This window comes from Janthinobacterium sp. 1L-D-8-B-C4, from assembly GCF_057291295.1.
In genome coordinates, this window is the sequence record NZ_JBXAVX010000015.1 from 1 (window position 1) to 20924 (window position 20924).

Genomic DNA, 20924 nt, shown 5'->3' on the forward strand with positions numbered 1-20924 from the left:
GCTATCGACAAAGCGTTGTGTTTGTCAGCTGCGAAGAAGGAAGAGTATGAAGCGTTTCGGCTAATTCGTCAACCTTCTTTTTATCCCCGCTTCACTCTGCAACACCTTGTTTTGTGTGCGTCGTTTTGCGAGGAGGCGAACTATAGCAAAGCCGCAGCGGGTCCGCAAGAGCCATTTAGCATTCAAGGCAGCACGAACGATTTCACCAACGTCAGCTCACCGGCGGCCCGCATCGGCACCTGGAAGCTTTGCATCTTTTCACGCGGCGTGCCCTCATTGGTAATGATCGACAGGCGGGCCACCGTCAGCACGGAGGTATTCTCGCCGCTGCCGTAGTAGTTCACATACACGTGGTAATTGCCCTTCACGGGCGCGGAACTGGAAAAGATCTCCGGACCATAGCCGGTGGTCACGTCCACGTCCAGTGCACCACCGTCTTTCAGCACGCGGTTGCCGTACCAGGCGTGGCCACCGTCAGGGGTGACCACGTGCAGATCGAGGTCGGTGCCGGCGCTGTCCCACGACAGCACGACGCGCAAACGCGCCTGGGTCTTGCCCTGGTAGCTGTCGACAAACTGGGTGCGCGCGCGGCTCCTGCCGTCCGGTGAGCGCACTTCCACGCTGTTCGAACCGCTGCCGAAGCCATACGGGCGGGTGTAGCTGCCGTTCTCGCCCACTTCCATCGGCATCGCCACACCGTTGACCACCAGGGTGGCGGGTTTGCCCTTGACGGCGCCGGCGATGCGCCCGCGTATCTGCGCCGTCTCGGCCTGGCCAGGCTGCAGGTTGACCGATGCGGCGGGGTAATTCACCGCTTGCGTATATTCCTCTTGCGCGCCGGCCGAATTGCGCCAGCCGCTTTTGGGCGCGTCGATGGTGACCTGGGCCTGCGCCCACAGCGGCAGCAACAGCAAAGAAATCAACAGTGTTTTCATCGTCTCAGTACTTGAAAGTCTTGACCAGCGTAAGCTCGCCGATACCGCGCAAGGGCACGACAAACTCCTCGCGCCGCTCGCGCGCCGTGTTTTCGTTGAATACCAGCGTGATGCGGCTGGTAATGACGGGCCGCTGGCGCGTTTTTTCGTCGAAGTGATAGCCATCGCCGCCAAAATTGCCCCAATAATTGATCCATACCTGGTACAGCCCGCGCATCGGTGACGTCATCATGAAGTTTTCCGGCCCCGGCCCGTCGACCGTGTCGGCATCGAGCCCGCCGCCATTGGTCAAGGTCGGATGCGACCAGAACGCATGCTGGCCATCGGGCGTAACCACATGCAGGTCGACCTCGGCCTGGCTGTCGTCCCACGCGGCGATAATGCGGATCATGGGCTGCGGCCGGCTGCGGTCCGCCTCGTAAAACTGCACGCGCTTGACCGGCTTGCCGTCCGGCGAGCGGATCTCGATGCTGTTCGAGCCGGAACCGAAGGAATAGGCGCGCGCATAGCGGCCATCGTCATCCGTATAAAGCGGGGTTGGATTGCCATTGACCACCAGCTTGTGGACAGCACGGTTTTTGCCTGCTTTTTCCAGCTCGCCGCGTATCATGCGCCGGCCACTTTGCGCGCCGCGATCGACCAGAGAATAAGGATAGTTGACCGCCAGCTCATCGGACTTGTCCGTGAATCCCGCGCGGTTCCAGCCGCCGATGGGTGTGGTCATGCTCTTGTCGGCGGCCTGCACACCGTGCCCGGCCATTACCATCGCGGCAGCCATCAGCACGCAGCGCTTCATATCGCCTCCAGGTTCAGGTCGACCAGCCGGCGCGCCAGTTGCTCGACGTAGTCTTCATCCTGGCCGCGCGGATGGTTGCGCAGGCCCAGATGCAGGTATTCATGCGCCAGCGTGATGCGGTCTTCGCGCGTGGCCAGTGGCCGCATGTAGATGCGGTTGCGCGACTGCTCGGAATACGGCGCGCCACTCTGCAAGGCGCACACCAGCGGTGCCTGCGCCGGCGCCTCGTAGCCGGCCTCGCGCAGCAGCACGCGCCGCCAGCGCGGCATGGAGCGCGCCAGCCAGTCTTCGTTTTGCGAAAGGCGCTGGCAGCGTGCGCCGGTATTGCCAAAGGTGCTCAGCGCGCCGCCCGGGTAGGCGGCCGCCAGCAATTCGTCATAGTGCTTGCCCTGCTTTGCCTGGCGCACCGCCTCGCTCCACGCCATTGTGCCCTCGGACGGCGTGGTGCTGTGATAGCGCACGGTGACGCCATCGACGATCAACTGGTCGGTCCAGCGCGCAATTGCCAGCGCCGCCGGCGTGGCCGGGCTGGGGCTGACGCGCTGGGTGGCGCTGCTGTCGGCGATCTGCTGGCAGCCCGCCACGGTCACCGCGTTCTGCTGCAAATAGGTGCGCGCGGCGATCGCCAAGGCCTTGGCCGCTTCCGGCTCGTTGGCATTGGCTTCGCGGTCAAGCACGCGCGCCACATATTCATTGACGCCGAAGCGGCCGCGCAACTGCGGGCGCCCGTCTTTGTCCTGTACCAGCATCAGTTCACCGCTGCTGCGCAAGGCCAGGTTCTGTCCATTTTCAAAGCGAACATGGTAGCGGCCATTCAGAGGGCCGGGTGCGGCAATACCGCGCTCGCCGCGCACGGCGCGGATCGGATAGCGCTGGAAGTAATCGACCACCACGCAGCCGCCATCGTCGGCCGCACCGACTGGCGGCAAGCTGGCGGCCAGCCTGGGCGCCCATTGTTCGAATACATTGCTGCTGCCGCCCGCACCGCCAAACCAGATCGGCGTGCCGTCGGCCAACCAGCCGGCCGCGCCGCCGATGCGTCCATCCGCCTGGTGCCAGGAATACGTCTTGACCCGCAACTGGCTGCCGAACCAGCGCGCCGTGCCGGCACCGCGTCCGTCGAGCACCACCCGCAGCAGCGCCGCTTCGGCGTCCTGGCGGCTGGCGGCCGGGATACTGTCCAGCGCGCGCAGCAAGCTGTCCAGGCGCACAGTGCGCGCAGGCGCCAGTTGCGCGGGGTCGGCCAGCCAGGCAAAGTCGCCAGCCGGCGCGCTACCCAGGCGACCAGTCCAGTATTTGCGCCACGGCGCTGCCGTGATCATCAGCCGCTTGGGCGAGAAAAACAGGCCGCATGATTGCGCCAGCGCTGCGTCGTGGCCGATGCTCTGGCCGGCGTCGCAGCAATACACTTCTTCCGGATCGCGGCCACCGCAGCGGTAATCGGGCATCGCCATCTTGTTGTCGCTGGCGTACACATACACGAACAGCTTCCACAGGCTGGCCAGCGGCACTTGCCGCGCGCCGTCAAACGGTGGCGGCGCAGTGCCGCCCTGGCGCAACTGGCGCACTTCCACCTTGCCATCGCGCCACCAGGCCACATCCAGCGATGCCGCCCACGCAGGCGCGGCCGCCAGCATCGCCAGCAGGGCAGCGGTGTATGCAGGCGGCAGCATTACTCGACCTTCAGCGCACGCGTGCTCTTGCCGCCGCCCTCGAAAGCCTTCTGCTCCGGCTGGTACATGCGGTAGAAACGCGCCGGCGGCAGCACGTAACTGCCCTTCTGCGCAAAGCGGATCAGATGGCGCACCGTCACGTCGCCGATCAACGGCTCGACCGGCACGGCATAGCCATCGCGGCGCTCGGTATGGCGCGCGCGTTCCAGCGCGGCGGGCTTGTCGCCGGCCATGACCATGCCCCAGGTAGTCGATTCGACCACCGCGCCGGGCGGCAGCGCCACTTCCAGCAGGCCAAAGCGATGCTTGCTGCCCGCCGCTGCTTTCAGGGTGATTTCATCGAGGTACAGCGCGTCCGTACTCAGTGCTTCGCCTTGCTTGACCAGCTCCGTCGTGTAGCCGTCCTTGCCCGCCTTCATGCGCAGGATGCGCCGCTCGACGGTGACCGGCAATGTCTGCGTTTCGGCGGCGTGGCTGTCGTACTGCACCACCGCCACGGTGCCGGCCGGCGCACCGGCGGCAGCGATGCGCAAGCGGTCCGGAACAGCCTTGGCGTCAAGCCAGCGCCATACCGGCTGGCCACTGCGGCTGTCGCGCTTTTGCCATGCGCCGTCCAGCGTGATGGCAGGCCCCTTGCCGAACGTCACGCCACCGAGTTTTTTCTGCACCCACATCAAGGTCATCGCGCGATCCAGGGTCGGCATCTCGGCGCGCACACTGGCCAGCACCGCCTCGGCCTGGGTAGCCGGCACCTCGCCGGCCAGCATCAGCAAGGCCTGCGCCACCGGCGCTTTGGATTCACGCAAGACCTGCAACGCGCTGGCCACTTGCAGTTGCAGCGAGTGCGGCAAGGCGATGCCATTCTGGCTGGCCACCAGCGCCACCAGGCCAAAGCTCATCGCCTGCGCTTCGCGATCATCGGCGCCGCCCAGCAGCAGGCTGCCGCTGTCGCCAGGCTGGCGCGGCTTGCCGCCCAGGGTGGCAATCGCGCTGTCGTCGACCAGGCCCGAGGCCAGCGTCTGCGTCGGCAGGCCCATCTCGTGCGCCATCCACAGCACCAGCGCGCGGTCGCCCACGGGATCTTTCAAGCCGCTTTCGCTGTAGACGGCCAGCAGCTTGTTCCAGTGCTCGGGCGGCAGCTCGATGCGCAGCGCGCGCGAGGCATACCAGTCGGCGTAATAGGCATAGGCCGTCATCAGGGCGTTGCCGGCAGTGGAGTTGCCCCACCAGCCAAAGACCGCTTTCGGGCCGGCCATCGAGACCAGGCGCAAGCGCTGCGCGGTCAGGGTCGCCTGCAAGCGTTCATACGGTGCGCCGGCGTCCGGCCCCAGGCTTTGCGTGGCCAGCGCCAGCGGAATCAGGCGGCTGGCCGTTTGCTCGACGCAGCCATATGGGTAGTCGATCAGGTCGTCGGCGATGCGCGCGAACTGGCTGGCGGCTCCCTGCGCGAACGAGACGCGAATATTGCGCGCGTCCGCCGGCAGCTTGAGCGCAATCTCACCGGTAGCGCCATCAAGCGGCAGCACCAGCGAGCGCGGGCTGCTCCAGGCGGCGGGCAGGGTTGTCATGGCGGTGTCGAGCGCGTCGACCAGCTTGCCATTCTGTTTCAGTTCCAGGCGCAGCGGTCCGCTGCCTGCAGCGAGCGGGAACTCGACATAGTTGACGCCCGGTTTGGCCGACAGTTTTTCCGTCTTGGGCTGTGCGCCACCGCTCAGGGTAACGTCCAGCGCCTGCTCCTTGCCGGTCTGGTTGAACACCGCCACCGACGCACGCGGCGCATCGCCGGCGCGCATCCAGTCGGGCGCGGTCCACTTGGCATAGAAGTTTTTATCGGACCGTACATAACCGGTGCGCTGGCCCACGCGTCCCTGTTCATCCATGGCACGGCCGGTAATGCGCCAGCGGGTCAGCGCGTCGGGCATGGTGAAGCTGACGCGCGCATTGCCATTGGTGTCGGTTTTCAGCGACGGCGCCCAGTAGGCGGTATCGATATTGTCGCGGCGCGGGCGCTCCAGCACCTTCACGCCACGCTCGTTGTAATTGTGGCGCGCCGGCGCGCCGGCCGTGCGCCCCTGCGCCATGTCGTAGCTGATGAAGGACAGGCTGGCCGTGGTGCGCACATTGTTGCGGCGCGGATGATAGAAGAAGTCGCCGATGTCGGGCGCGATTTCCGGCTGCAGCACATAGATCATTTCATCGACCACGCCCAGCGCCACCATGGTGCTCAAGGGCTTGCCATCGAGCGTCGCCTTCACATCGAGCGTGACTTTTTCGCCCGGCTGGTAGACCTCCTTGTCGCTCTTGAACTGCAGCGCGATGCGCGGCTCGATCACCTGCAGGCCGGCGTTCTCGAACACGAAGTCGCCATTGCGCGTGTAAGCCACCGCGAACGTCATGTTCGGGCCATGCTCTTCTTTCACCGGGATGCGCACTCGCCACTGGCGCGGCGCCACGCGCTTCGCCTGGTACCAGTCTGCGCCGCCTGCCATCAGGCCATAGTGTTCCACCTTGTCGCGCTCCAGCGTGAACAGCGCCTGGTCGACCTTGTCGGAGAACGTGATCAGGGCCTCGGCCGTGTCACCGGGACGATAGCGGGCGCGGTCCAGCACGATCTCGATGCTGCCCGGCGTGGCCTGCACGCCGTCGCCCGAAACCCAGTGGCTGGCGGCGGCCAGCAGATTGCCGCGCTCGTCGCGCAGCGATAGCTGATACGAGCCCGAGGCAGGGAAGGTTACGTCCCAGCCCTTGGCGTTCGGATCGAAGGCGCCGTCGGTCTTGCTCTGTTTTTCCAGCTGCACCATTTCCCAGCGCACCGGTTTGGCCGCGCCCTGGCCATCGGCCAGCAAATCAAAATGCACGGCTTGGCCGGGATCGGAAAACTGGCGCGCCGCCTTTAGCTGGTAGCTGCTGGTCGAGCGTTCGATCATCAGTTCGCGCGTCGCCTTGACGCGGTAAGCCGCGCCATCGGTTGCCAGCACCGTCAAGATGTAGCGCGACGGATCGGTGGCGGCCGGCAGGCTGAAGTCCACATTGCCGCTGCCGTCGCTGGTGACTTCCTCGGTTTTCAAGGCCACCGGGAACAGGCCGCTGTAACGCAGCTCGCCTTCGACCATGGTGTTCTGCTGGCTGCGCAGCGACAAAGTCATCTTCGCGTTTTTCACCGGCTTGCCATCAGGGTAGCGCAGCGCGATGCTGCCCTTGACCGCCTCGCCGGTCTTGAACTCGGGCTTGGACGGCTGGACATTGATTTCAAAGTGCGGCTTGACATATTCGGCCACGCGGAAGGCGGCGCCATACACGCCGTCCTTGTAGTTGAAACGCAGCTCATAGCCGCCGGCGGTGGCTTCGGCGGGCAGGCGGAAACGCGTTTCGGCGCCCGTGTCGCTCGATAACTGCAGCGTTTGCGTCAGCAGCGGGGTGCCGTTCGGATTGAGCACGCTCAGGCTGATCGGCGCCGCGCTTGCTGCCTGCGAGTTGCGCGCCGAGGTAAATTCGCGCCCCAGGAACTTCACGTTGACCTCGTCGCCGGGACGGTACAGGGGCCGGTCGGTCACCGCATAGATCTTGGTGTTGTAGATCTCGCTGTCATAGTAAAAATTCTCGGACACGAACACGCCGCCGGCGCGGTCCTGGCCCAGCACATACGTGTGTTCGGGGCTGCCGCGTTCAAGCGACGCGACGCCATCGGCGCCGGTGCTGGCCGACTGCAGCACGCCGGTGCCGTCGGTCCACGCCACATTGGCGCCAGCCACGGCGGCGCTGTTGTCGCGCCGCGCGGTCCAGACCAGCATCTGGCCGGACGACACCTTGGTCACGGCCACCGTGTCCGACACGAATACCAGCGTGGTGGCGCGGTGCTCGCCGATGATCGCTTCGATCAGGTACAGGCCGGGCTTGCGTTTGCCCAGCGGGATCATCACATTGCCAGCGCCAGCAACGATGAATTCGCTGCTGGAGCCATCAAGTTTCACGCCTTTCGGCGGCTCGATGGCTTTCGCCTGCCACAGCGGATAGCGGAAGCTGTCGATCAGTTCCATGCCCTTGAGCGGCTTGTACTGCGGATGGTTGGCAAACACGGTGCGCCGGCGGATCGCGTCATTGGTCGCCAGTTGCGGCTGTTCTTTCGTGACCGCCAGGCGCGCGTCGCCGGAAAACAGCTTGCGCCAGGCCAGGCGCGACTGCTTCCACCAGCTATCCCACAGAAAGCTCAGGGTATTGGCCAGGCCTTCCCCTTGGTAATTGCCCTCGACCTGGATGCGGTGCAGATTGCGCTGCTTTTTCAGGAATTCCATCGGTTCGGGCACGCGGTAGACGACGATGTCGGCGCCCGAATACGCTTCCAGGTTCATGCGCCCCATGTCGCGGCCCGGCACTTCCAGGCGCACGCGCGCCTCGTCAAGACTGCCGTAGCTGGCGTCCGACAGCAAAAAGAAGGGCTCGCCCTTGAAAGTGCTGTAGTTGCTCGGTTGGCGCTCCTGCGCCGCGGCGCCGCCGGCGAGCAGCAGCGCCAGCAAAGTGGACAGGATCATTTTCATGATAAAAACGCCAGCCGGAAAACTCCGGCGAAATTCGGATTGTTGGGCACAGGTTGCCACCGCGTGTCCTTCCAGGTCGTGAGTTGTTTGATATCGACGGTCCGCAGACCATTGTCGTCGGGGGTGACGGTGCCGGTGTGGTAGGCGATGTTCGCCCCCATCCAGACCATCAGGTGTTGTTCGTCGCCCTGGTCGAAAAACAGCAGGTCGCCGGGCAGCGCCTGGCTGATTTCGCGGGCGATAAAGCGGCTGTTGTGCTGCACCAGCGCCAGCGCCGTGACGAAGTGGCCGACCGTGCCGCCGGTTTGCACCCAGCGGTTGCGCAGGGCGGCCTGGTTCGCATCCAGTTCCAGTTCGGGCGGCAGGCGCCGGTCGCTGGCGATGCCGTTCGCATGCAGCCATTTTGCGTCATGCACGGTGAGCGCTTCGTTGACGGCAAAGCGCACCAGGCCGGCGCAGTCGCGGTGCGTCCAGCGCGGCGACGGGCCGCGTTCGATCTGGGCGTTGACGATGCGCAGCATCCAGGCCTGGAAGGCGCGGCTTTGCGCTTGCGACAGCTGCACTTGCGGCTCGGCGACCGCGCGCAGGGCCCAGGCCCAGGGCGACGCCGCCGTGGCGGCGCAGGCCGCCATCAGCCGCAGGCAGGCACGTCTTCCGCTCATCGCGCGGCCTCCTGCCACTCCAGCGTCTGCCACGATGTGCCACTGGCTGGTGGCTGCTTGAGCACCATGCGCAGCGGCGGGTATTTTTTCAGCGCATCGAGGCGCGGCACCAGGTGTTCGTTGGCGGCCGCGCGCAGGACCGGCTCGTTATTGGCCGGCAGGGTGTCAAATGCTTCGAACTGTATCAATTTGGCCAGCGAGGCCGGCGCAATCAGGCCGACCGTGTGGGCGCCATCGGGCAGCAGGTCGCTGGCCGCCGGCGCCTGCTTGCGGCGCACCGCCAGTACCTGGTCGACCAGCTTGCCGTCGGCGGAAAACACCACGGTATTGCCGGCCACGGCCAGCGCCGCCGTAGTCGGCCCCAGGACCGTGGCGATGGTGCGTTCCCAGCGGATGGCGCCATCCTTGCCCGCAGTCTTGCGCACCGGGTCCTTGCCGCCGATGGCCGCCTCGAACAGGCTGGCATACAGCGCCTCGTCGCCGGCCTGCGGCTTGCGGGTGGCCACAAACACGGGGGTATGCAGCCGTGAATTGCCGTACCAGCAGGCGGCGGCAGGGCCTTGCAGCTTGTCGGCCAGCGGCGCCACCGGTTCGGAGGTCTTGCTGCCCAGGCGCTTGAGCACCGGCGACAATGCGGTCCAGTCGACCGGCACGCTGAAACAGGCGCTGGGACTATGCGGCAGCACCGGCCACAAGGCGCTGCTGTCGTAGCCACCATTTTTTAACTTGTCTGCATTGAGCAGCACCTTCGACTGCCATGCTCCTTTTTGAAAATCGAAACGCAGCGCCTCCAAGCCACCAAAGAAAGGCTGGTAGCCGAACGACAGGAAGTCTGCCTTGACGGCGATGCTGTGGCCCTCGGGCGCGGCATTATCGAGATGGAATTGCGGATGAAACAGGTTCTGCTTGTCCGCATCCTTGCCCAGCAGGCTGACCACGGTTTTCTCGGCCGTGCCGTCACCCTTCTTGCCCTCGGCACCGCCATACAGCATGCCGGGATGCGACAGGATCACCAGGCGCTGGCCGTGCGCGGCAAACAGCAAGGTGCGCTGCCAGGCGTAATTGAGCGCGTACACGGGCACGGTGTCGCCATCGACGCGCAGGCTGCCGGCCACGCTCATCTGCGTATCCTTCAATGCGACCTTGCCCGCTTCTTCCAGCAGGCGCGTGAGCTGGTTGCGCGAGACGGCAATCGCAAAGTGCTTGAGCGAACCGTCGGCGTCGCGCCACAAGGCCACTTCGGCCGGCTGGTCCAGCACCATGCGCAGCAGCTGGTCGCCCCAGCCCAATTGATGTTCGTAGGCGATGCGGCGCAAGCTGCCCTTGAGGCCCAGGCGGTCTTCGCTTTGCTCGTAGTAGAACAGGAATTCCTCGCGCAGCACATCGCGCGCCAGCGGCACCGTCAGCAGGTCGCGCGGCAGGGTCGACAGGCTTTTGGTGCGCACCAGCGCATCGGGCCGCGACAGGTCAAGCTTGAGGCTGTTGACCGGCCCCATCGCGCCCCAGCCAAACGCGCGATAACCGACCAGCGCGGCCGCCACCACAGCCACTGCGGCCAGTGAGCCGAACAGGACTTTCTTGTTGAAACCTTTTTTCGCCAGCACCGTGTATCCCCTCTACCCTGCCGTAGCATTGCCAAGTTGGTAATTGTTGATAAATGGTAACACGGCCTTTCCGACCGCAGCGCACTGCTGACACGACAGCGTAAAATAGCGGTTTCGCCGTTTCAATCGCCGCCATGACCATTCTGCTCTCCACCCTGAACGCCCGCTATACCCACGCCTCGCTGGGCTTGCGCTACCTGTTGGCCAACATGGGGCCGCTGCAGGCGCAGACGCGGCTGCAGGAATTCGTGATCGGCGCGAAAACCACGGAACTGGTCGAACGCATCCTGGTCAAGCAGCCGCGCATCATCGGTTTTGGCGTGTATATCTGGAACGTCGAGGAAACAACAAAACTGGTCGCCATGCTTAAAAAGGTGGCGCCCGAAGTGATCATCGTGCTCGGCGGGCCGGAAGTGTCACACGAGGCGGGCGAGCAGGAAATCGTCAGGCTGGCCGACTACTTGATCACCGGCTGGGGCGACGTTACCTTCCCCAAGCTGTGCGGCGAGATCCTCAACGGCCCGAAACCGATCATGAAAATCCATGCCGGCGTGCAGGCGCCGCTGGCCGAACTGCAAACGCCGTACTCTTTATATACCGACGACGACATCCGCCACCGCACCCTGTACGTGGAAGCGTCGCGCGGCTGCCCGTTCAAGTGCGAGTTTTGTCTTTCAGCGCTCGATAAAACCGCATGGCCGTTCGCGCTGGACAATTTCCTGGCCGAGATGGAATCCCTGCATGCGCGCGGCGCGCGGCTGTTCAAATTCGTCGACCGCACCTTCAACCTCAATATCAAGACCAGCCTGAAGATCATGCAGTTCTTCCTCGATAAAATCGAGGAAAATCCCGACGACCCGATCTACGCCCACTTCGAGCTGGTGCCGGACCACCTGCCCGATGCACTGAAAGAGGGCATCAGCAAGTTTCCACCGGGCGCGCTGCAGTTCGAGATCGGCATCCAGAGCTTCAACCCCGAGGTGCAGGCCCTCGTCAGCCGCCGGCAGGACAATCAAAAGGCGGCCGACAATATCCGCTGGCTGTGCGAGGAATCGAACGCCCACTTGCACGTCGACCTGATCGCCGGCCTGCCGGGCGAGGATGAAGCCAGCTTTGCGGCCGGCTTCAATAAATTGGTGGCCCTGAAGCCGCACGAGATCCAGTTCGGCATTCTGAAGCGCCTGCGCGGCACGCCGATCATCCGCCATACGGAAGAATATGGCATGGTGTTCGACCCGCATCCGCCCTATACCATCCTGGCCAACAAGCACCTGGACTTCATGAGCATGCAGCGCCTGGTGCGCTTTGCCCGCTACTGGGACCTGGTGGCCAATTCGGGCCGCTTTGCCAATACCGTGCAATGGATGCTGGGCGATGCGCCATTCGAGAACTTCATGGATTTTTCCAACTGGCTGTATGCCAATACCGACGCCACCCACCGCATCGCCATGGAAAAACTGGCCAAGCTGGTGGCGCAATGGCTGCAAACGCGCGGCCTGAGCGCGCAAGAAGCCAATGCCCTGGTCGCCAGCGACTATGCGGGCGGTGCCAAGGCAGCCCATCACGCCGCCCCTGCCCAACAGCCGAAAGCGCCGCCCTTGACTGCCGCCTTGCCGCAGCGCCAGGCCCGCCATTTGGCGTCGTAGAGCGAACCAGGCCACATAGCGGGGCCGCGAGAATGGAACATCTGTGGCGGTCCGGGCCATTCTCCCTTAAACTGGCGTGATGCCCACTCTACAATCGCCCCAACTGAAGCTAGCCCAGGCCGACTCCCAGCAAGGGAGCGTGGTCACCGCCAGCGGCACCTGGCAGGTGCACGCGCTGGCGCAGGACAACGCGATCAAGGCCATCAACGCCCAGCTCAAGCCGCTCAAGGATGACGCCAATGTCAGCTGGGACTTATCAAACATCGACAGCATGGACCATATCGGCGCCCAGCTGTTCTGGAATGCCTGGGGCAAGCAGCGGCCGGCGAAACTGACCCTGGCGCCAGCCCAGGAAGAATTTTTCAAGCGTATCGAAGAAACCGGGCCGTTGAAAACGGCGCAGTCGCGCGCCCACCGCCTGACCATGGTGATGAAACTGGGCATGGCGATCCTGGTGTTTTTCGAACACCTGAAGGGTTTCATTGCCCTGATCGGCCAGGTCACGCAGGACGTGGGCCGCTTTGCCCGCCATCCGCTGCGCGGGCCATGGCGCGAAATTTCCGCCAATATCTTCCATGCCGGCTTCCAGGCGCTGGGCATTACGGCGCTGGTGGGCTTTCTGATCGGCGTGGTGCTGTCCTACCTGTCGGCGCAGCAGCTGCGCAATTTCGGCGGCGATATCTACCTCGTCAACCTGCTGGGCATGAGCGTGATCCGCGAACTGGGGCCGCTGCTGGCGGCCATTTTGGTGGCCGGCCGCTCGGGTTCGTCCATCACGGCCCAGCTGGGGGTGATGCGCGTGACCGAGGAACTGGACGCCATGCTGGTAATGGGCATTTCGCACGGTTTCCGCCTGATCATGCCGAAAGTGCTGGCGCTGGCCATTTCCATGCCACTGCTGGTGATCTGGACCGATACGGCCGCGCTGCTCGGCGGCATGGCGGCGGCCAAGATGGAACTGAATCTGTCGGCGCGCTACTTTATCCAGAAGTTGCCGGACGCCGTGCCGCTGGCCAACTACATGATCGGTCTGGGCAAGGGCGTGATCTTCGGCATGCTGATCGCGCTGGTGTCCTGCCATTTCGGCCTGCGCATCAAGGCCAATACGGAAAGCCTGGGGCGCGGCACCACCACCGCCGTGGTGACCGCCATTACGGTGGTGATCCTGGCCGACGCCGTGTTTGCCATCGTCTTCAATGGAGTGGGCTACTGATGAGCGAAGAAAACGCCAGCTGTGGCCTGAAAGACAGCAACGACGGCGAGAGCAAGCTCGACTTCCACGGCGATACGCCGGTGGTCGAAATCACCAATCTGTGGACCAAGTTCGGCCGCACGGTGGTACACCAGGACCTGAACCTGGAAATCAGGCGCGGTGAAATCCTCTCGATCGTCGGCGGTTCCGGCACCGGCAAAACGGTGCTGCTGCGCCAGATGCTGGGCCTGGAACATCCGTCGCGCGGCTGCGTCAAAGTGTTTGGCGAAGACATCAACAAGGCCGACCGCGACCATCTGCAGCAATTGCGCAACCACTGGGGCATGCTGTTCCAGCAGGGCGCACTGTATTCGGCGCTGACCGTGTTCGACAATGTGGCCCAGCCGATGCGCGAACTGCGCGTGCTGCCCGAAGACCTGATCCACGACGCGGTGCTGCTGAAGATGAATATGGTGGGCCTGGGGCCGGAACATGCGCTGAAAATGCCGTCGGACCTGTCGGGCGGCATGATCAAGCGCGTGGCCCTGGCGCGCGCCCTGGCGCTGGAACCGAAGTTATTATTTCTCGACGAGCCGACGGCCGGCCTGGACCCGGACTTGTCGGAAAGTTTCGTTACCCTGATCCAGTCGCTGCACCGCGAACTGGGCCTGACCGTGGTGATGGTCACGCACGACCTCGACACACTGTTCGCGCTGTCCACGCGCATCGCCGTGCTGGCCGAAAAACACGTGATCGCGCTGGGCACCACGCGTGAAGTCATCGAAGTCGATCACCCGTTCATCAAACAATTCTTCCTGGGCGACCGCGGCAAGCGCGCGCTGGCCGTCCTCGATGAAAAAAAGGCTGCCGAGGCGCCGCCGGAGTTATCCCCCGGCACTGACAAGAAAGCGGAGAATTAATGGAAAACAGATCACACGCCCTGCTGACGGGCTTTTTCACGCTCACCCTGCTGGTTGCCGCGATTTTATTCGGCGTCTGGTTCAACCGCGACCGGGTCGAACGCGTGCCCTACCTGCTGGCCACCAGCCTGTCGGTGCCCGGTCTGAACCCGCAGGCGGCCGTGCGCTACCGGGGCCTGGAAGTGGGCAAGGTTGACGCGATCGACTTCGACACGCAAAAAGCCGGCCAGATCCTGGTGCATATCAGCGTTGCGCCCGACACCCCCGTCACCAACACCACCTTTGCCACCCTGGGCTACCAGGGCGTGACCGGCATCGCCTATATCCAGCTCGACGATGAAAGCGTGGGCTCGAAACTGCTGGGCACCACCAAGGAAAAGCCTTCCCAGATACCGCTGCGCGCGGGCCTGCTGGACCAGTTGGAAAAGCGCGGCAAGCGCATCCTCGACCAGGCCGAACAGATTACGAATAAAGTCAACAACCTGCTCAGCCCCGGCAACCAGGAAGCCATGCTGGCCGCCTTTACGGAAGTGGGCAAGACCGCCAAGGCGTTTGGCGAGATTCCGAAGCAGCTGCAGCCGACCTTGCAGCAACTGCCGCAACTGACGGACGAAACGCGCAAGAGCATCGCCGCCATCAAGGATGCGGGCGAGAACGTGACGGAACTGTCGCAGACCTGGAAAAAACTCGGCACCGACCTGCAGGCGCCAGGCGGCATGCTTGACAACGTCAACGGCACCGTGGCGCGCGTGGGCCGCTCGGTCGAATCGGTGGCCAGTGGCGTGTCGCTGGAAGTGCTGCCGCAAGTGATCGAACTGAGCGGCGAAGCGCGCTCGTCGATGCGCGCCCTGAAAACCACCATGAGTACCCTGAACGAACAACCGCAAAGCATCCTGTTTGGCGCCCCCGATATTCCGCCCGGCCCGGGCGAGCCCGGCTTCTCGGCGCCAGCAAAATAAGGAGAACATCCATGCATTTCATTCATCCTTCGCGTACCGCCGCCGGCGTATTGACCCTGGCCGCGGCACTGCTGCTGGGCGGCTGCGCCAGCCGCGGCCCGCTACCCACCTTTTATGACTTCGGCCCGCCGGCAGCGCCAGCAGCACAAACTGCGGCGGCAGCCCCGCTGCCGGTGCTGGTGATTGCCGACGCCAACGGTCCGTCCTGGCTCGACACCCAGCGCATGTATTACCGCCTGCTGTACGCCGACGCCCAGCAATCGCGCCCTTATGCCTACAACCGCTGGAATACGCCGCCGCTGCAACTGCTGAGCCAGCGCCTGAAAACCCGCGTCGCCCAGGGCGGCGTGAAAGTGCTGTCGACCACCGACGCGGCGGCCGGCATTCCGCTGTTGCGCATCGATGTCGATGATTTTTCGCAAAACTTCGATACGCAAACCCGCAGCAGCGGCCAGGTCTCGCTGCGCGCCTCACTGTTCCGTGGTCACGTGCTGATCGACCAAAAAACCTTCAGCCGCAACAGCCCGGCCACCAGCGCCGATGCGCAAGGCGGCGCGCAGGCGCTGGCCCTGGCCTCGGACGCCATCGCCGCCGACCTGCTGGCCTGGCTGGGCACGCTGAACATTCCGAAAGAATGACGCCAGACGCCAATCACGCCAGCCCGGCGCCAACTTCTGCGCGCGCGTCACCCGTGTCGCGCGCGGCGTTGCTGGCCTATGTGTTCCTGATCGTCTACGCCAGCTGGTTTCCATTTACAGGCTGGCACAGCAACGGCCTGTCGCCGTTGCTGTTTCTTGAAAACACCAAGATGCCGCGCTACTGGACGGGCTTTGACGTCGGCGTCAATATCGTCGGCTACATGCCGCTGGGCGCCCTGCTCGTCTATTCGCTGTTCCCCCGCATTACCTGCTTTTTCGCCGTCGTGATCGCCACCCTGTGCGGCATGTTCATCTCCGGCAGCATGGAGGCGGTGCAAACCTATCTGCCCAGTCGCGTCTCGTCGAATCTCGATTTTTATACCAACTCGGCCGGCTGCTGCCTGGGCGCCATCTTCGGTGCCCTGTCGGCGCGCAAGCTGCTCGACCATAGCCGCCTGATGCACGTGCGCCAGCGCTGGTTTGTCCAGCACGCCAGCCAGGGCCTGGTGCTGGTGGCGCTGTGGCCGCTGGCGCAAATCTATCCGCAAGGCTATTTGTTCGGCCTGGGCCAGCTGCTGCCGATATTGTCGGACTGGTTGTCCCTTTTGATGGGCATGGAGATCGACCTGGCTTCCTACCTGCGGCCCGACGCGGTGCTGACGGTAGAGCAATACTGGCTGTCGGAAACCATCATCACCGCCTGCGGCATGACCGGCGCCGTGCTGGCCCTGCTGTGCCTGATGCGCCGCGCCGCGCCGCGCGTGGCGCTGGTGGTAATACTGATCGCCGCCGCGCTGGTGGTGCGCGCCTTGGCCAGCGCGCTGCTGTTCTCGCCGCAAAATGCCTTTGTGTGGATCACGCCGGGCGCCCAGGGCGGCTTTCTGATCGGCCTGATCATGCTCGGCGGACTGGCCTTCGCGCCCCATGTGGCGCAGCGCCGCATCGCGGTCGCCACCTTGCTGCTGAGCCTGGTGATCGTCAATACCACGCCGATCAACCCCTACTTCATGTCCACCCTGCAAGGCTGGGTGCAAGGCAAATTCCTCAACTTCAATGGCGCGGCCCAGTTCCTCGCCCTGCTGTGGCCATTCATGGCGCTGTGGTTTTTGTGGCTGCCGTCGCACAAGCTGAACCGGCAGGAAGAACTGCAGCGGCATCGGCGCGAAGACCCTCCATAAGCGCTATCATGGCGCATGATCCAACCGCAGGAGTACTGATATGAGCGACGCCCCCTATTTTGAACGCCACGTTTTTTTCTGCATGAACAAACGTGAAGACGGCCGCAACAGTTGCGGCGACCATGGCGCGGAAAAAGCGCAAAAGCACTGCAAGCGCCGCATCAAGGACCTGAACATGAGTGGCGCGGGCAAGATCCGCATCAACCAGGCCGGCTGCCTGGACCGCTGCGAAGAAGGACCGGTGCTGGTCATCTATCCGGAAGGCACCTGGTACACCTATGTCGACAACAGCGATATCGATGACATCATCGATAGCCACCTGGTCGGTGGAAAAGTGGTCGATCGCCTCAAGATTTAAACCCAATTTAAGACACTAGCGCCAACATGAGCCTCATGAACCGAAATTCCGAAAAATTTACCCTGGCCGGCCATGCGGGCAGCATGGAAGGCCTGCTCGACTTCCCGGCCGACACGCCGCGCGGCATCGCCCTGGTGGCCCATCCGCATCCCCTTTATGGCGGCACGATGGACAACAAGGTCACGCAGACCCTGGCGCGCGCCTTTGTCGCACTCGGCTACGTGGTGGCGCGCATCAACTTTCGCGGCGTAGGCGCCTCGGAAGGCGTGCATGACCATGGCGCCGGCGAAACCGACGACATGCAACTGCTGTACCAACACATGCAAGGCCTGTATCCGGGCTTGCCGGTGGCCTTGTCGGGCTTTTCCTTCGGCACCTTCGTGCAATCAAAATTGAATGAACGCCTGACAGCCGCCGGCACGCCGGCCGAGCGCCTGGCGCTGATCGGCAGCGCGGCCGGCAAGTGGCAGATGGCCGACATTCCGGCCGACACCATCCTGATCCATGGCGAACTCGACGACACGATACCGTTGTCGGCCGTGTTCGACTGGGCGCGGCCACAGGACATACCCGTGATCGTGATCCCCGGCGCCGACCACTTTTTCCACCGCAAGCTCAATCACATCAAGCAGTTGGTGATTGCCTTATGGCATGGCGACAAACCGGCAATTGCAGCAGATGAGCCTTGAAGTGTGGGCTTACTGCTGCTTCCACGGCTATAATTGATCCGTTTTTTCCACGCGGCCACGCCTGCACCAGCGGCATGGCCCTCAGCCTTCACTTTTTTTCGCAGACCAGCCTCCATGAAAAAACTTTTAGCGGCACTGGCCTCCAGTGTATTTTTCCTATCCGCCGCCTTTGCGCAGACCGTACCGGCGCCGACCATCGCCGCCAAGTCCTGGCTGCTGCTCGACGCCACCAGTGGCCAGATCATTGCTTCGCAAGATCCGGACGCGCGCATCGAACCAGCTTCGCTCACCAAGATCATGACGGCCTACCTGACGTTTGCCGCCGTGCGCGAAAAGAAACTGGCGCTGGACCAGAAAGTGAATGTCTCGGTACGCGCCTGGAAAGTGGACGCCAGCAGCTCGAAAATGTTCATCGACCCGGCCACCCCGGTATCGATCGACGACCTGCTGCATGGCTTGATGATTCAATCGGGTAACGACGCCGCCGTCGCGCTGGCCGAAGCCGTGGCCGGCGACGAAGGCACTTTTGTCGTGCTGATGAACCGCGAAGCGCAGCGCATGGGCATGAAAAACACCCGTTTCGCCAATCCGCACGGCCTGCCCAGCCCTGACAACTATTCCACCGCACAGGATTTGTCGGTGCTGGCCAAGCGCGTGATCGCCGACTACCCGGAATTCTACAAAATCGATTCCGTGAAAAGCTTTACCTACAACAAGATCACCCAGCCTAACCGCAACCGCCTGCTGTGGCTGGACCCGACCGTCGACGGCATGAAAACCGGCCACACGGAAGCGGCCGGCTACTGCATGATCGCTTCGGCACGCCGTCCGGGCGGCTCGGGCGAGCGCCGCCTGATCTCCGTGGTGCTGGGCACCTCGTCGGACCAGGCCCGCACGCAGGAAAGCCAGAAGCTGCTGAACTGGGGCTTCCAGAACTTCGACACCGTCAAGCTGTACTCGAAAGGCCAGGCCGTGGCCACGCCGGAAGTGTGGAAAGGCTCGAAAAGCACCGTCAAGATCGGCTTTGCCAACGACGTGCTGGTCACCGTACCGAAAGGCACGGCCGCCAAGATGAAACCTGTGCTGGAACGCAAGGACCCGCTGGTGGCACCGCTGCCGCAGAACGCATCGGTCGGCAAGCTGAAAATGATGGTTGACGGCAAGACCCTGCTGGAACTGCCGGTGGTGGCGCTCGAACCGATCACCGAAGCGTCGATCTTTGGCCGCGCCTGGGATTCGATGCGCTTGTGGATGAAATAAGCAGCAAGGCAATCGCCAACGGCCCGCAGCAATGCGGGCTTTTTTTTGCCTGCTGCACAGCTATAATCGAGCACCATCAGCCTGTCGCCACTACCGGAAAGTATTTTCATGAACCATGTTATCCCCGCCAGCCTGCAAGCACCGCGCAGCCGCCTCTCGCCGCACGGCCCCGAACTGTCGCGCATCGTCGCCGGCATGTGGCGCATCGGCGAATGGAACATGACGGCGCAGCAGCGCCTGGCCTTTATCGAGCAATGCATGGCGCTGGGCGTCACCAGCTTCGACCATGCCGATATTTATGGCGACTACAGCGCCGAAGGCCTGTTCGGCGAAGCGCTGGCCTTGCAGCCAGGCCTGCGCGACAAGATGGAACTGGTCAGCAAGTGCGGCATCAAGCTGCTGTCGCCACACCGTCCCGGCCATGCGATCCAGCACTACGACACCAGCGCGGCCCATATCACCAGTTCGGTTGAGCAATCGTTGCGCCAGCTGCGCACCGACCGCCTGGACCTGCTGCTGATCCACCGCCCCGACCCGCTGATGGATTTCGACGAAGTCGCCGGCGCGTTCACCGCGTTGAAGAATTCAGGCAAGGTGCTGCACTTTGGCGTGTCGAACTTCAGCCGCCACCAGTTCGAAGCGCTGAACCGGCGCTTTGCGCTGGCCACCAACCAGGTTGAGTTTTCGCCGCTGCATACGGCACCGATGTTCGATGAAACCTTTGATGGGCTGCAAGACCTGGGCGTGGCGCCGATGGCCTGGTCGCCGCTGGCGGGCGGGCGCCTGTTCCAGGGCGGCGACGCGAACGTGGAAAACTTGCGCAATGTGATCAAGGACATTGCCGACCAGCTGCAGCGCCCGTTTGCCAGTGTGGTGTTTGCCTGGATCATGCAAGTGCCGTGCAAGCCCTTGCCACTGACGGGCACCGGCCGCATCGAAGCGGTCGGCGTGGCGGTGGAAGGCACGCAGTTTGAACTCAGCCGCAGCGACTGGTTTGCCATCCTGCGCGCCGCGCGCGGGCACGAGGTCGCTTAATCGAGCTCGTCGATATCGGTAAACACCTGCGGCAGCGCAATACCGCGCCAGCCCAGGTGCCAGGCCAGGTTCAGCGCCAAGGTGGCGGCGATATATACGGCAAAGAAGAAGGCAAAGAAACTGGTTTTCAGCCACACCAGCATGCCGACCGCGACCGCCACCACCAGTAGCAGGGCCAGGCTTTTCTTTTGCTTGGAACTGGGGAAACGCAGGGTCGACACCATCAGGCTGCCCACGCCGACCAGCAGCAGCATCAGCAGATAACTATGCAGCTGGCTGTCGATCGGCGCCGGCCAGGCCACCACCACGGCCGCCACGCAAGCGGCGCCGGCGGTGATCGGCATGCCGACAAAATACATGGGGTCTGTCTTGCCGACGTTCACATTGAAGCGCGCCAGGCGCATCGCGCCGCAGGCAACAAAGAAGAAGCTGGCCATGCCGCCAAAGCGCAGCAGCAGCGGATCATGCACGCCCATCTGCACGAAACCATAGCAGTACAGCAGCACCGCCGGCGCGCAGCCGAAATTCATCACGTCGGCGATCGAATCGAGCTGCATGCCGAAGTCCGAGCCGGTATTGGTCAGCCGCGCCACGTAGCCGTCGAGCGCATCGAACACGCCCGCCAATACCAGCAGCGCTGCGGCCAGCCGGTAGTCGGCCGGGTCACCGGTACCGGCGTTATCGACCGAAATGACGATGCTGGCAAAGCCGCAAGCTATCGAAAGCAAAGTCACCATACTGGGCAAGGCGTACTTGGCGCGCTGCAAGCGCGACTTTGGCAAGGTGTTCAAATTATGGGCAATCAAAAAAATCAGTGGAAAAACAGTGGCATACGCGCCAGGGC

General features: G+C 63.6%; 17 protein-coding genes. 10 read left to right on the top strand and 7 right to left on the bottom strand.

The genetic code is table 11. The features are described from left to right. Positions 1-182: 182 nt before the first annotated feature. The 6 genes from AC0Z42_RS22630 to AC0Z42_RS22655 are packed head-to-tail and all read right to left on the bottom strand — an operon-like array spanning position 183 to position 10205. Positions 183-935, bottom strand: coding sequence for a YfaP family protein (locus AC0Z42_RS22630; protein ID WP_485470434.1), 753 nt, complete (start codon positions 933-935; stop codon positions 183-185). 4 nt (positions 936-939) lie between these two features. Beyond that, complete coding sequence (locus tag AC0Z42_RS22635; RefSeq protein ID WP_485470435.1) at positions 940-1731, bottom strand: YfaP family protein; 792 nt, start codon at positions 1729-1731, stop codon at positions 940-942. Further along, positions 1728-3404 carry a DUF2300 domain-containing protein gene (locus tag AC0Z42_RS22640; RefSeq protein ID WP_485470436.1) on the bottom strand — a complete coding sequence of 559 codons (1677 nt, stop codon included), beginning with the start codon at positions 3402-3404 and terminating at the stop codon, positions 1728-1730. Before AC0Z42_RS22640 ends, AC0Z42_RS22635 begins: the two co-directional genes overlap by 4 nt. Beyond that, positions 3404-7939: an alpha-2-macroglobulin family protein gene (locus AC0Z42_RS22645; RefSeq protein ID WP_485470437.1), complete on the bottom strand. Its 4536-nt coding sequence runs from the start codon at positions 7937-7939 to the stop codon at positions 3404-3406. The genes AC0Z42_RS22640 and AC0Z42_RS22645 overlap by 1 nt, the downstream gene beginning before the upstream one ends. Continuing rightward, positions 7936-8601, bottom strand: a complete 666-nt coding sequence (locus AC0Z42_RS22650; protein WP_485470438.1) for a DUF1175 family protein — start codon at positions 8599-8601, stop codon at positions 7936-7938. The genes AC0Z42_RS22645 and AC0Z42_RS22650 overlap by 4 nt, the downstream gene beginning before the upstream one ends. Beyond that, the gene (locus AC0Z42_RS22655) at positions 8598-10205 is read right to left on the bottom strand and encodes a DUF2138 family protein (protein ID WP_485470439.1); all 1608 of its coding nucleotides are present in this window, start codon (positions 10203-10205) and stop codon (positions 8598-8600) included. Before AC0Z42_RS22655 ends, AC0Z42_RS22650 begins: the two co-directional genes overlap by 4 nt. Before the next feature lie 134 nt (positions 10206-10339). Between AC0Z42_RS22655 and AC0Z42_RS22660 the strand changes: the two genes are divergently transcribed. From AC0Z42_RS22660 to AC0Z42_RS22705, 10 genes are all read left to right on the top strand, one after another. After that, positions 10340-11851, top strand: a complete 1512-nt coding sequence (locus tag AC0Z42_RS22660; protein ID WP_485470440.1) for a B12-binding domain-containing radical SAM protein — start codon at positions 10340-10342, stop codon at positions 11849-11851. Between the two features lie 79 nt (positions 11852-11930). Beyond that, a complete protein-coding gene (locus AC0Z42_RS22665; RefSeq protein ID WP_485470441.1) occupies positions 11931-13064 on the top strand; it encodes an MlaE family ABC transporter permease in 1134 nt (377 codons plus the stop codon). Further along, on the top strand, positions 13064-13963 hold the full coding sequence (locus tag AC0Z42_RS22670) for an ABC transporter ATP-binding protein (protein WP_485470442.1): 900 nt from the start codon (positions 13064-13066) through the stop codon (positions 13961-13963). Before AC0Z42_RS22665 ends, AC0Z42_RS22670 begins: the two co-directional genes overlap by 1 nt. Next, positions 13963-14922 (top strand): MlaD family protein, encoded by a 960-nt coding sequence (locus AC0Z42_RS22675; RefSeq protein WP_485470443.1) that lies wholly within the window; start codon positions 13963-13965, stop codon positions 14920-14922. The genes AC0Z42_RS22670 and AC0Z42_RS22675 overlap by 1 nt, the downstream gene beginning before the upstream one ends. An 11-nt stretch (positions 14923-14933) precedes the next feature. Beyond that, the gene (locus tag AC0Z42_RS22680) at positions 14934-15560 is read left to right on the top strand and encodes an ABC-type transport auxiliary lipoprotein family protein (protein ID WP_485470444.1); all 627 of its coding nucleotides are present in this window, start codon (positions 14934-14936) and stop codon (positions 15558-15560) included. Continuing rightward, complete coding sequence (locus AC0Z42_RS22685; RefSeq protein ID WP_485470445.1) at positions 15557-16738, top strand: VanZ family protein; 1182 nt, start codon at positions 15557-15559, stop codon at positions 16736-16738. Before AC0Z42_RS22680 ends, AC0Z42_RS22685 begins: the two co-directional genes overlap by 4 nt. Positions 16739-16778: 40 nt before the next feature. Next, a complete protein-coding gene (locus AC0Z42_RS22690; RefSeq protein WP_485470446.1) occupies positions 16779-17096 on the top strand; it encodes a (2Fe-2S) ferredoxin domain-containing protein in 318 nt (105 codons plus the stop codon). A gap of 35 nt (positions 17097-17131) precedes the next feature. After that, positions 17132-17785: an alpha/beta hydrolase gene (locus AC0Z42_RS22695; RefSeq protein ID WP_485470447.1), complete on the top strand. Its 654-nt coding sequence runs from the start codon at positions 17132-17134 to the stop codon at positions 17783-17785. A gap of 114 nt (positions 17786-17899) precedes the next feature. After that, on the top strand, positions 17900-19045 hold the full coding sequence (locus tag AC0Z42_RS22700) for a D-alanyl-D-alanine carboxypeptidase family protein (RefSeq protein WP_485470448.1): 1146 nt from the start codon (positions 17900-17902) through the stop codon (positions 19043-19045). Positions 19046-19153: 108 nt separating this feature from the next. Continuing rightward, positions 19154-20080: an aldo/keto reductase gene (locus tag AC0Z42_RS22705; RefSeq protein WP_485470449.1), complete on the top strand. Its 927-nt coding sequence runs from the start codon at positions 19154-19156 to the stop codon at positions 20078-20080. Here AC0Z42_RS22705 and pssA read toward each other — a convergent pair. Continuing rightward, positions 20077-20847, bottom strand: a complete 771-nt coding sequence (gene pssA / locus AC0Z42_RS22710) for a CDP-diacylglycerol--serine O-phosphatidyltransferase (protein ID WP_485470585.1) — start codon at positions 20845-20847, stop codon at positions 20077-20079. The genes AC0Z42_RS22705 and pssA overlap by 4 nt on opposite strands. Positions 20848-20924 lie beyond the last annotated feature (77 nt).

Excerpts from the sequence above, each read along its gene's own strand:
- AC0Z42_RS22630 (WP_485470434.1), bottom strand. The coding sequence starts at position 935 with ATGAAAACACTGTTGATTTCTTTGCTGTTGCTGCCGCTGTGGGCGCAG.
- AC0Z42_RS22635 (WP_485470435.1), bottom strand. The coding sequence starts at position 1,731 with ATGAAGCGCTGCGTGCTGATGGCTGCCGCGATGGTAATGGCCGGGCAC.
- AC0Z42_RS22640 (WP_485470436.1), bottom strand. The coding sequence starts at position 3,404 with ATGCTGCCGCCTGCATACACCGCTGCCCTGCTGGCGATGCTGGCGGCC.
- AC0Z42_RS22645 (WP_485470437.1), bottom strand. The coding sequence starts at position 7,939 with ATGAAAATGATCCTGTCCACTTTGCTGGCGCTGCTGCTCGCCGGCGGC.
- AC0Z42_RS22650 (WP_485470438.1), bottom strand. The coding sequence starts at position 8,601 with ATGAGCGGAAGACGTGCCTGCCTGCGGCTGATGGCGGCCTGCGCCGCC.
- AC0Z42_RS22660 (WP_485470440.1), top strand. The coding sequence starts at position 10,340 with ATGACCATTCTGCTCTCCACCCTGAACGCCCGCTATACCCACGCCTCG.
- AC0Z42_RS22665 (WP_485470441.1), top strand. The coding sequence starts at position 11,931 with ATGCCCACTCTACAATCGCCCCAACTGAAGCTAGCCCAGGCCGACTCC.
- AC0Z42_RS22670 (WP_485470442.1), top strand. The coding sequence starts at position 13,064 with ATGAGCGAAGAAAACGCCAGCTGTGGCCTGAAAGACAGCAACGACGGC.
- AC0Z42_RS22675 (WP_485470443.1), top strand. The coding sequence starts at position 13,963 with ATGGAAAACAGATCACACGCCCTGCTGACGGGCTTTTTCACGCTCACC.
- AC0Z42_RS22680 (WP_485470444.1), top strand. The coding sequence starts at position 14,934 with ATGCATTTCATTCATCCTTCGCGTACCGCCGCCGGCGTATTGACCCTG.
- AC0Z42_RS22685 (WP_485470445.1), top strand. The coding sequence starts at position 15,557 with ATGACGCCAGACGCCAATCACGCCAGCCCGGCGCCAACTTCTGCGCGC.
- AC0Z42_RS22690 (WP_485470446.1), top strand. The coding sequence starts at position 16,779 with ATGAGCGACGCCCCCTATTTTGAACGCCACGTTTTTTTCTGCATGAAC.
- AC0Z42_RS22695 (WP_485470447.1), top strand. The coding sequence starts at position 17,132 with ATGAACCGAAATTCCGAAAAATTTACCCTGGCCGGCCATGCGGGCAGC.
- AC0Z42_RS22700 (WP_485470448.1), top strand. The coding sequence starts at position 17,900 with ATGAAAAAACTTTTAGCGGCACTGGCCTCCAGTGTATTTTTCCTATCC.
- AC0Z42_RS22705 (WP_485470449.1), top strand. The coding sequence starts at position 19,154 with ATGAACCATGTTATCCCCGCCAGCCTGCAAGCACCGCGCAGCCGCCTC.